The 11,984-nt window shown below is 43.2% G+C and carries 6 protein-coding genes; 3 read left to right on the forward strand and 3 right to left on the reverse strand.

Annotated elements, in window-relative coordinates; translation table 11 throughout:
• Positions 1-117: 117 nt before the first annotated feature.
• Positions 118-768 carry an HAD-IA family hydrolase gene (locus tag H6G83_RS23920; protein ID WP_190476534.1) on the forward strand — a complete coding sequence of 217 codons (651 nt, stop codon included), beginning with the start codon at positions 118-120 and terminating at the stop codon, positions 766-768.
• Between the two features lie 120 nt (positions 769-888).
• On the opposite strand, the gene H6G83_RS23925 is transcribed toward H6G83_RS23920, so the two are convergent.
• Together H6G83_RS23925 and H6G83_RS23930 are read right to left on the reverse strand one after the other, a co-directional pair.
• Entirely contained in the window at positions 889-1,965 is a 1,077-nt protein-coding gene (locus H6G83_RS23925) for a hybrid sensor histidine kinase/response regulator (protein ID WP_190476535.1), read from the reverse strand.
• A gap of 249 nt (positions 1,966-2,214) precedes the next feature.
• Entirely contained in the window at positions 2,215-5,892 is a 3,678-nt protein-coding gene (locus H6G83_RS23930; protein ID WP_190476537.1) for a PAS domain-containing protein, read from the reverse strand.
• A 421-nt stretch (positions 5,893-6,313) separates the two neighbouring features.
• On the opposite strand from H6G83_RS23930, the gene H6G83_RS23935 reads away from it, so the two are divergent.
• Both H6G83_RS23935 and H6G83_RS23940 read left to right on the forward strand, forming a co-directional pair.
• A complete protein-coding gene (locus H6G83_RS23935) occupies positions 6,314-9,931 on the forward strand; it encodes a WD40 domain-containing protein (RefSeq protein ID WP_190476539.1) in 3,618 nt (1,205 codons plus the stop codon).
• 138 nt (positions 9,932-10,069) lie between these two features.
• On the forward strand, positions 10,070-10,219 hold the full coding sequence (locus H6G83_RS23940; RefSeq protein ID WP_190476541.1) for a hypothetical protein: 150 nt from the start codon (positions 10,070-10,072) through the stop codon (positions 10,217-10,219).
• Between the two features lie 2 nt (positions 10,220-10,221).
• Here the strand turns inward: H6G83_RS23940 and H6G83_RS23945 are convergent, their stop codons facing one another.
• Positions 10,222-11,907: an NAD(P)H-quinone oxidoreductase subunit 4 gene (locus H6G83_RS23945; protein ID WP_190476655.1), complete on the reverse strand. Its 1,686-nt coding sequence runs from the start codon at positions 11,905-11,907 to the stop codon at positions 10,222-10,224.
• Between the last annotated feature and the right edge of the window lie 77 nt (positions 11,908-11,984).

Consider the following 11,984-nt stretch of genomic DNA (forward strand, 5'->3'; position numbering starts at 1 on the left):
CTATGGACTGTTGACTATGGACTGTTGACTATGGACTGTTGACTATGGACTGTTGACTATGGACTGTTGACTATGGACTGTTGACTATGGACTGTTGACTATGGACTGTTGACCAATATGGAAAGGCCTAAAGTTATTTTTGTAGATGCGGTGGGGACTCTCTTCGGTGTTAAGGGTAGTGTCGGTAAAGTTTATAGTCAAATAGCGCAGGAATTTGGTGTGGAAGTTGCACCGGAAATTGTGGATAAGGCATTTATTCAAAGCTTCAAAGCATCTCCACCGCCAATATTCCCTGGTGCTGATAGCGAAGACATACCCCAATGCGAGTTTGAATGGTGGCGTAAAATTGCCCTAAATACTTTTGAAACTGCTGGTGTTGTCCAGCAATTCTCTGATTTTTCTGGTTTTTTTAGTGAATTATATATCCATTTTGGTACTGCCGAACCTTGGGTGATTTACCCTGATGTTGTACAATCTCTGAACAACTGGCAACATATAGGGATTGAATTGGGTGTACTATCTAATTTCGATTCGCGGTTGTACTCAGTTTTGCAGAGTTTAGGGTTGAGTCATTACTTTTCTTCTGTGACTATTTCTACTCAAGTGGGTGCGGCAAAACCTGATCCCAAAATTTTTGCTGTGGCTTTAGAAAAACACAATTGTTTTCCTGAAGAAGCATGGCATATCGGTGATAGTATCGAAGAAGATTATCAAGGAGCCAAAGCAGCAGGATTAAGGGGCGTTTGGATTAATCGACAGAACGATTAAAAATAAGAAAACAGGTTTATGCAAATGAAATTTTACTAGTTTAATCTGTCATTGGTTATTGGTCAATAGTAATTGTTAATGATGCTGTAATTATCACTAATTAACCTGATTTGATATTACTTATTGTTGGTTAATAAATACTGTAAAAATAGCACCTTGGGGAGAATTATCTTCCACTGTAATATTGCCGTTATGTGCTTCGATCGCCATTTTACAAAATGCTAGTCCCAGACCGAGTTGGGAAACCTCTGATATTACATTACCGACTTCATACTTCTCGAAAATGGTTTGTTTTAATTCCTGAGCGATTCCCGTACCTAAATCCATAACTTGCACTTTCGCACCAGTTTCTATATACTCTGCTTTGAGAGTCACTTGTGCGTTTGCTGGCGAGAACTTAATGGCATTGGAAAGCAAGTTATCCAAAACACGCCGAAAAATAGCTACATCTATTTTAACAATGCCACCTGGTTCAGGTAATTCACTGATGAGGGTCAGGTGTTTTTGAGCAGCAATTTCCTTAAAATCTGCTACGGCTGATATGCAAATAGCACAGAGGTCTATTTCTGTGTAGTTAAGCACCATTTTACCAGATTCTAACTTGGCCATGATCAGCAGACTATCAATCAAAGTTTGCAGTTGTTGAGTAGCGATCGCAATTTGATCAATTTTCTGTTGTTGTTGAGTTGGTTGCAAGTGAGCAATCTTGAGAATTTCTGTTGATAAAACGATACTGGCTAGAGGATTTCGCAGGTCATGGACAATCATATTCACCATGTCTTCCTGCAATTGCAACAGGGTTTGTAAGTTATCGTACTGTTGCTTAATTCGCAACATCGAATGAACCCTAGCCCTTAACTCTACGCTATTAACAGGCTTACTGACAAAATCATCTGCTCCTGCGGCAATACACCGAGCTAAGTCCTCTTTAGCTGTTAATGCTGTTACCATGATAATTGGTACTGACTGCCATTGCGGATCAGCTTTAATACGTCGGCATACCTCCATACCGTCTAAATTAGGCATCATCACGTCTAGTAGTATCACATCCGGCTGGAAACTATTCAGCCTTGCGATCGCTTGTTGACCACTCGGTGCATAATGTAGCTGGTAATTTTCTCCATCCAGCAATGTCTCAACAACATCAAAGTTATCCGGTTCATCATCAATTACCAAAATGGAGGGTTGAGTTTCCATTAATAATTTTCCTACCTTATTAAACGTTGTGAGTAGTCAGTGCTGAGTGCTGGAGCGCGGAAGCGGGGCGTTGATTCATTGTTTAGTAATAATTTTTACTTTTATCTCTGGAATTATACAGTAAAATTGTCTCTTAAGACTGTGTATAAGTGTGTAAGGCTTTCCCACAGCTATACCCTTGCCCAAAGCCTTGATTTCTCGTTCTCATACCTAAGTCCTACCTATATTATCTTCCCCATTATCAACCCCCTATACCTGTAAAAGTTGTTGTATTGTTAATACAAGTTGTTTAAGTTTTATCGGTTTAGTCAAATATTCATTGGCTCCGGCGGCTAAACAAGCGGCGCGATCGCTTGGCATGGCTAGTGCGGTTAAGGCAATGATCGGCAAGTCTGCAAATCGCCGATGATTACGCAAATGGCGTATGGCTTCTAATCCGTTCATTCCTGGCATCTGAATATCCATAATAATTAAATCCGGGGATTTTTCTAGAGCAAAATCAATAGCTTGTTGTCCATTTTCTGCCAATATGAGGTCATATCCTCGGCTTGCTAAATACCCAGATATAGTATCTATATTTGCACGATTGTCTTCCGCCAGCAAAACTACAGGTGCGATTAAAGGTGGTTTTGCTACTACGGGGGCAGCAGGTAAGTTTGCCTGTTCAGGAGATTGCAGCCTTTCCAGTGTAGCTTGCAACTGATTACGGGTAATAGGTTTTACTAAATAATCAACTGCTCCTTGAGCCAGTCCTTTACTTGGTTCATCAACTACTGAGGTGATAATAACTGGAATTTCTCTTGTTTCAGAGTTGAGCTTGAGTTGGGCGAGGACATCCCAACCTGACAAGTTAGGTAGTTGCAAGTCGAGGATAATGAGCGCAGGTTGGAGACGTAAAGCCTCTTCTACGGCTCCTTCACCTCGTGGATAGACAACAAACTGCATTCCCATTTCCCCCAAGTAGCGAGTTATTTGGTCAGCAGCCGGAATAGAATCTTCAATAATCAAAACTTGAGCATTCTTTGCAGGTAAACGATAGTTCGGCGATGCAACGATTAGCTGCCTTTTGAGTGAATGATTCTCAGTTAAATAAGGAATGCGGACAGTAAAACAACTGCCCTTGCCAACTTCACTGCTAATTGACACTGTTCCTCCATGTAAGGATACAATCCGTTTTACCAGTGCTAAACCCAAGCCCGTACCAGTGTAATTGCGGTTGAGGCTGCTATCAAGTTGGGTAAAAGGCTGAAATAACTTTTTTATGTCCTCTGGGGCGATACCGATGCCATTGTCAATGATGCAGAAGCAGAGGTGGGGATTGAGGACTGGGGACTGGGGACTGGGGACTGGGGACTGGGATATTAGTTTTTCTCCCCCCACTCCCTCATCTCCCCCTACTCCCTCATCTCCCCCCACTCCCACTTCTTCCAGCCAAACCTTGAGGCTGACAGATCCCCCTTCTGGGGTGAATTTGACGGCGTTGCTGAAGAGGTTGATGAGTACTTGGCGCAAGCGGCGATCGTCTACTTGGATAATGTCAATTTGAGAATTAATGTCTGTGGTGAGGCGAATATTCTTTTTCAAGGCCATTTGTTTGATAAAGGTCAGACTAGCATCACAAAGACTCCTGACGGGAACATCGCTGATTTGCAGTTCGAGTTTGCCTGATTCGATTTTGGATAAGTCGAGGATGTCATTAATTAGTTCTAAAAGATGTTTACCACTGCGCTCGATAGTGGCGATCGCTTTTTCTTGTTTTTGATTAATAGAGCCAAACACACCTTCTAGAAAGCCTTCAGACATACCCAAAATCGCATTGAGGGGCGTTCGTAATTCGTGGCTCATGTTTGCCAGAAATTCGTCTTTGAGGCGTGTGGCGCGGGCCAGTTCGGCGTTAGCACTGGCAAGCTGTTCATTTGTTCGCCAAAGTTCTTCATCTGCTTGTTTACGTTCATTGATGTCTGTGACCCGGACTAAATTTAAGGTACGGCCAGCTATCGTAATCGGCTTGGCAGCAATGTTTCCCCAAAATACTTTACCTTGACAAGTTACATATTCAATTTCTTGACTCCAATACCCTTTCATCTCCATTTGGGCGACGATAGTATTTATTTCATCATCAGTGAAGGGACGGCGTTGGAGTGTCTTCCCTTCAATCCCAATCAATTCAGCTTTGTCAACGGCCTCAAATAGCTCTACTGCCCGCCGATTACAATCTAGGGTCAGTAATGTTACCGGGTCAACCAAAAATAAAGCATCAGTAGATTCGTTAAAAATTGCCTCTCGCAAATCCCGATTGCGGATGAGTTCTTGTTCAGCTTGTTTGCGTTCGGTAATATCAAGGTTGATGCCAATTATCCATAAAGGATTGCCTTGTTCATCACGATTGACAATACCATAGGCTTTGATGAAACAAATTTTTCCACTTGGTTGAATGATGCGGTACTCTGTATCATATTCTTGGTTGTTGTACAGAACTTGCTGCATAGTTGCCCAGATATCATCTTGATCATCTGGATGCAAAAGGTTAAACCAAGCATTAAAATCGCCGCGAAAATCTTCAGGGCGAATATCATACAACTCGTACATTCGTTCATCCCAAATCAGTCTTTTATGCAAGCAATCGTATTCCCAAATGCCGAACCCTCCCGAACGGACTGCTAGGGTTAGCCGTTCTGAGATTTTGCGTAACTGCGCTTCGGCTTCTATGCGATCCTGTAGAGCAGCTTGCTGTTCACTAATATCTGTCAGTGTGCCGACATAGCCGATAATTTGATCATTTGCGTCGATTTCGGGTAATATCTGCAAGTAGTACCAAATAACACTACCATCTGGATGGAGAAATCTGCCTTTGTTTTGATAGGTTTTTCTTTGACCTACTGCTTCAGACCATTGTCTCACCAGGCGATCGCGGTCTTCTGGATGTATGCAGTCTACATACGCTTTACCTAAAGCCGATTCTACTTCTCTACCTGTCAAGTTACTCCAGCGATCATTGACATAAATACAATTACTTTCTGTATCTAGCCGGAAAATAGCCACTGGGGCTGCTTGTGTCAATGTTGCATAGCGGTGTTCGCTTTCCCGCAATGCCTCTTGGGTTTGTTTGTGCTTGGTAATATCTGTTTGCGAACCGCTCAAGCGGATCACGTTACCTAACTCATCCCACAAGGCCTGAATGCGATCTAAGACCCAAAAGTAAGAACCATTTTTGTGTTGTACTCTATATTCTTCCTGAAACAAGGGGGTTTTGTGATGAAAATAGTCATTCACTGCCATCATGATGCGATCGCGGTCATCAGGATGAATCTGGCTCATCCATTGTTCTAAGCTATAGCTAATCACATCATCTGTGAAGCCCCGCATTTGTTTCCAGCGAGGCGAGAAAAAAACTTGATTAGTTTGCAGATTCCAGTCCCAAATGCCATCATTGCTACCATGTACTGCTAACTGCCAACTTTCTTTACTCTCTTGCAATGCTGCTTGAGTTTTTGCTAGCTCCCGCACCAAAGACATCCGTTCAATGGCAAGAGAAACTACCTGTTGCAGAATTTCCGGTGTAATCTGATTCTTGTGCAAATATTGTTGAGCGCGACTTTTCATCGCACCCACCAGATTTTTGTCCTCTGGTTCTATCAACAGGACGACAGCACATTGGCTCTCACTGAGCAGCTTTGATGTTCCGCCCATCATTGCTAAACTCAATTTCTCCAGAAAATTTGCCCTATTCTCATTCAGTAAGGAAAAATCCAGCAAAATGGCATCCGGTGTTTTCTGGTAGCACCAATTTAAAGCCGCTTTTGTCGTCGTAAATTCTATGAACTCATAAGTATATATACTGTCTTGCTGTAAATAGCGAGTTAATATCATCCGCTCTTGGGCGGATTTATTGATTAGCAGGATAGTACGAACCAAGTGATGATTCATAAATTAAAAATAGAAATGCTATTTGTATAACCTTAGTTGGCATAACCTCTAGGAATTAAGGAATATTTGCAGTCAAGAGAATTTACTAGGTATATATTGCCCAAATTAATGATAAAAAATTTATGTACATAATGCTATTGATTTTTTTATCCAATTTAATATAAAAAATACATAACCATGAAAATATACCTAAGTAATTTTAGCTGTATATGTAGTCAGCAACGTCAATTCGCCATATCATTTAAAAACCGATAAAATAATTTCAATTTAGCTAGGACTTACGTAGGTGTCATAATCAAACTAACTGTAGGGTGCGTCAGCCCCAATAATTTCGTACAAATTCTGTGGATTTTCCACATCTGACGCACCCTACCCCATGTGCCAGTTGCGTAAGTCCTGTTAGCGTTGGTCTTGTAAGGTGATGGAATTGCACAAGCAAAGACGCAAGCGTGGTGTTATTCTTAGCCTCCCTGGTTTCCAGAAGCTTCAGGAGGCGAGAAATCAGGTAGAGATTTTAGAAAACGATGGCGCGAGATTGACTATCGAAGAATTGAGTTACCGTACTCAACTTGCGCCTTTTACAGTTTCTAAAGTTTTGGCACGAGAGGAAGGTGTTGACAAACAAACCCTAGAATACTTTTTTAGAGCCTTTAGCTTAGAACTCACCCCAAACGATTATGTCAGAGCCGGAAACCAAGCAGAGGCACAGAGGCGCATAGGCGCACAGGAAACAGTCTTTCCCCTTTCCCCTTTCTCCCAGTCCCCAAAAAATACCGACTGGGGCGAAGCTGTTGATGTCTCCATTTTCTTTGGACGTTCCGAGGAAGTTAGTAAATTAGAGTACTGGATAATTCATGACCGTTGCCGACTTGTGGCAGTTTTAGGAATGGGGGGAATTGGTAAAACTTCCCTGTCAATCAAATTAGCACAGCAGATTCAAGGTGAGTTTGAGTTTGTGGTGTGGCGTAGTCTGCGTAATAGTCCACCTTTAACTGAACTGCTAGCCAACTTGCTACATTTTTTTGCTGATGGTCAACTGGTGAATTTAGCGGAGAATGTTGATCATCTGATTGCACAATTTATGAGCTATCTGCGATCGCACCGTTGTCTTGTCATCTTCGATAATGCTGAATCAATTTTAGCTATTGGTGAACATTCTGGGCGCTATCAAGCCGATTATACAGATTATGGATATCTGCTCAAGCAAATCGGTGAAGCGGCTCATCAAAGTTGTCTAGTGCTGACAAGTCGAGAAAAACCGCCAGAAATAACAGCTTTAGAGGGGGAAAATTTGCCTGTGCGGTCAATGCAACTGCCGGGGTTAAGTGCGATCGCCGCTCTACAATTAGTCAGAAGCACCAGCTTTTTTTCTGGTGACGATAGCGACTGGCGACAGCTAATTCAACACTATGGGGGTAATCCCCTAGCCTTAAAAATTATCGCTACCACCATTCAAGAATTATTTGCAGGTAATATCACTGAATTTTTCGCCCAGGGTTCCACCGTCTTTGGTAGTATTTACGACTTATTAGCCCAGCAATTTCATCGTCTCTCGCCCCTAGAAAAAAACCTCATTTACTGGTTAGCAATTAACCGCGAACCCATTACTCTCACCGATTTACGGGCAGATTTGGTCTTACCAGTATCCTCAATGAAGCTTTTGGAAGCCTTAGATTCCCTAACTAGACGTAGTTTGATTGAAAAAAAATCACTTCCCCCTACCCCTGTACAGTTCACACTGCAACCTGTAGTAATGGAATATGTCACAGGTCAGTTAATTGAGCAAGTTTGTGCAGAAATCCTCGAAAATACACATAACAAACCCCTACTGTTTCATAGCCACGCCTTAATTAAAGCCACTGCCAAAGATTACATTAGAGTTGCCCAAACTAAACTCATCCTACAACCCATCATCGAACATCTGCAACAAAACCTCCGCAGCAAACAAGCAATTGAAACCCAGCTAAGGCAGACTTTACAAACCATAAAACCCCAATCCCTCCCCACTCCCTACCCAGAACCCGGATACGCAGGCGGTAATCTCCTCAATCTCTTCTGTCACCTACAAACTGACCTAACTGGCTATGATTTCTCTCACCTGACAATTTGGCAAGCATATCTGCAAGACACTCCACTTAAAAGGGTGAATTTCGCCCATGCTGATTTATCTAAGTCCGTTTTTGCCACAACTTTTAGCAATATCATCACTGTAGCTTTTAGCAACGATGGTAAAACCCTAGCCACTGGTCATTTTGATGGGTATTTCATTCTCTGGGATGTGATTAACACTCAGCAGCTAATCGAATGTCAGGCACATATAGGTTTTACTTGGTGTGTAGCCTTCAGTCCAGATGATAATACCTTAGCAACTGTGGGACAAGATGAAACTATTAAGCTATGGGATGTGAAAACTGGGCAGTGTCTGCAAACTCTACAGGGACATAGCGGTGGTATAGTCTGTGTCATCTTTGCCGATGCTGGCGATACTTTGATTAGTAGTGGCGTTGATTCTAGTATTAGGGTTTGGGATATCCGCAGTGGTGAATGCAATCAAGTATTACAAGGTCACAGTCGGAGAGTTTGGTCTGTGGCGTTGAGTCCCCAAGGCGATATCCTCGCTAGTGGTAGTGAAGATGGTACGGTGAAACTGTGGCATTTAGCTACAGGTGCTTGCCTTGCTACTTTACAAGGTCATACAGACTGGATTAAATCTCTGGCTTTTAATTCATCGGGGATACTTGCTAGTGGTAGCTTAGACCAAACTGTGAGATTGTGGGATATAAATGAGGGTGTTTGCCTGGGGATTTTAGCCGGACATAGAAATGGCATACTAGCGATCGCCTTCATCAACGATCATACTCTCGCTAGTTGTGGTATAGATTGTACAATTCGCCTCTGGGATATTACGAATCAGCAATGTCAGAAAATCTTGCACCATGCTAACTCTGTAAATGCGATCGCGGCTAATCCCCAAGGTACTATCCTCGCCTCTGGTGCTGATGATTTCTCCTTCAGAATTTGGGATATCGCCACCGGCGATTGTTTGCAAATCTTTAAAGGCAGGAGCAACTGGGTAAAATCAGTCACCTGGAATCCCCAGGGTAATCTCATTGCTTCTGGAAATGAAGACCGCACCGTCAGGTTATGGACTCTCAATGGAGAATGTCGCAACTTATACGGGCATACAGACTTAATCTTTGCTGTTGACTTTGCCCCTGATGGTCGCACAGTAGTTAGTGCTAGTGCTGACACTACCATAAGATTGTGGGATGTAGCCACAGGTGGATGTGTCAGAGTTTTACGGGGACATATAGGTATGGTGACAGGCGTGGCGTTTAGTCCTGATGGCAAGTTGTTAGCCAGCACCAGTTATGACAACGTAAGTCGGTTGTGGGATGCCGACACAGGACAACTTTTGGCTAAATTCCCCGTCCACCTGGGAATGTCAGTCGCCTTTAGTCCCGACGGGACAAAGTTAGCTTTTGGTGGGTTTGATTATAGCGTCACGATTTGGGACATAGCCACAGGCAAACCCTACCGAACTATTACAGGTCATCATAACTGGGTATGGTGGATTGCCTTTAGTCCTGATGGCAAGACCTTGGCAACTGCTAGTTGTGTAGAGAGAATCATTAAGTTGTGGGATATTGAGACTGGTGAATGTTGGCAAACTCTGCAAGGACATGAACAGATATTGTGGGCGATCGCTTTTAGTCCCGATGGTAGTATCCTAGCTAGTACCAGTAGCGACAACACCATCAAGCTTTGGGATGTCGCCTCCGGTAATTGCCTAGACACCATCGCAGGACACAGCCATTGGGTTATGTGCGTCGCTTTCCAGCCCCAAGGTAATCTACTGGTTGCTGGTGATGGCTATGCTGCCATTAAGCTGTGGGATTTAACCACAAAACATTGTATCAACACCCTCAAAGCCGAGCAAATTTATGAACAAATGAATATTCATGGAGTCACAGGTTTAACAGCAGCACAGAAGTCAGCATTATTAACTTTAGGTGCTGATTCCATTACCCATGACTAACCCCCAAAACATCATCAGGACTTACGCAACTGGTATTTGGGGTTGACGCAGCCTACTAGCGCGACCGGACTAAAATGTGGCAATAGGTTTAAATAAAAAACCGCCGATGTTGGCGCAGCCTTCCCGCAGGGTACGCCGATGAACGCCGATGAAACGGATTTTTTATTACACTATTTTAACCTAGACACGCCACTACAGTTACACTCTGTCACCTGTCCCCTGCTATATAAAAACGATCGCCCCACAAAGAAGCGATCGCCTAAATTTATCCGATTGGGAGTTAAATAAAGTTACTTGACGACTCCAGAAACAGCCATTAACTCAGGCTCGGCGATTTTCGGAGTAAAGAAACCTTTAGCATAGATTTTCGGGTTACTTTGGGCAATTTGCGTGTATGTTTGCCGCACTTGCGTATTAAGAGCTACAGTTCTTACATCGTACATCTGCGTAGCCAACTTAGGATAAACACCCACACCAATAATCAACACCAAGAAGCTGATAGCAATAAACACTTCACGAGGAGTAGCGTCCCGATATACTGCTTGGCTGGGTAAGAGACAGTCTGTACCAAAACAAGCTGTACCTTCATCCTCTAGATTCTCATAAGCTTCATTGTTAATGTTGCAACTGAGGTCTGCACCAGTGCCGTAAAATACTTGTCTCAACATGGACAACAGATAGATTGGTGTGAGGATCACACCTACTGCGGCGAGGAACACCATCACAGTGCAGAATGTGGGACTGTAAATGTCGCTAGAGGTAACACCGATAAACACTTTCAGTTCGCTGACAAAGCCACTCATTCCAGGGAGTGCTAGAGAAGCCATTGCGCTGGCGGTGAACAAGGCGAACACTTTGGGCATAGCTTGACCGATACCACCCAAATTATCCATAGCCATTGTATGGGTGCGATCGTAGGTAACACCAGCCAAGAAGAACAGTACCGCCGCAATCAAACCGTGAGACAGCATTTGCAGCATCGCCCCACTCACACCCACATCGGTAAAGGAAGCAATACCCAACAATACAAATCCCATGTGGGAAACGGAAGAGTAGGCGAGGCGGCGCTTCATGTGCGTTTGAGCAAAGGAGTTTAAAGCACCGTAAATAATATTGATGACACCCAAAGTTGCTAAAACTGGGGCGAAATAAATATGAGCATCAGACAGCAAATCCATATTCAGGCGGATTAGTCCATATCCACCCATTTTTAGCAACACACCAGCCAAAATCATTGATACAGGTGCTGAAGCTTCACCGTGGGCATCAGGCAACCAAGTATGTAAGGGGAAAATCGCCAGCTTGACACCAAAAGCAATTAATAATCCGGCGTAAAGTAACAATTCTAAAGCTAGAGGATAATTCTTTGCACCCAGTTCGACGATATCGAAGGTAGTGTTGTCGCCATAGAGAGCCATTGCTAGCCCTGCGACTAGGATGAAAATTGAAGCTGCGGCGGTGTAGAGTAAGAATTTTGTCGCAGCGTAGCGGCGTTTTTGACCGCCCCAAATCGAGACAAGCAGGTAAACCGGAACAAGTTCCAGTTCCCACATAATGAAGAACAGCAGTAAGTCTTGAGCGACAAACACCCCAATTTGGGCAGAATACAGCACCAACATTAAGAAATAAAACAGACGGGGCTTAAGATCAACTTGCCATGCAGCAAACATCGCCAGCGTCGTCACAAACCCAGCCAGCAACACGAGTGGCATAGATATTCCATCAACTGAGACTGCCCAGCTAAAACCTAACTGAGGAACCCAATCATATTTTTCCACTAGTTGAAACGTTGGATTGCTGGCATCGTAATGCTGCCAAAAGGTGTAGCACATTAAAATAAAATCCGCGATTCCTACACCCAAGGCATACCATCGCACGAGCTTGCCGTCTTTATCAGGCAGCAGGGGAATAAATCCAGCAGCAACGAGTGGTAGCAATATAATCGCGGTCAGCAAAGGAAATCCATCCGCTATCATGTTATTGAGCAAAAATACTTATTGGTGAATAGAATTATTATATTAAACTTTGTTAACTTTTTTTTATAAATATTTAT

It is taken from the genome of Anabaena azotica FACHB-119 (genome assembly GCF_014697625.1).
Lineage (GTDB): Bacteria > Cyanobacteriota > Cyanobacteriia > Cyanobacteriales > Nostocaceae > Trichormus > Trichormus azoticus_A.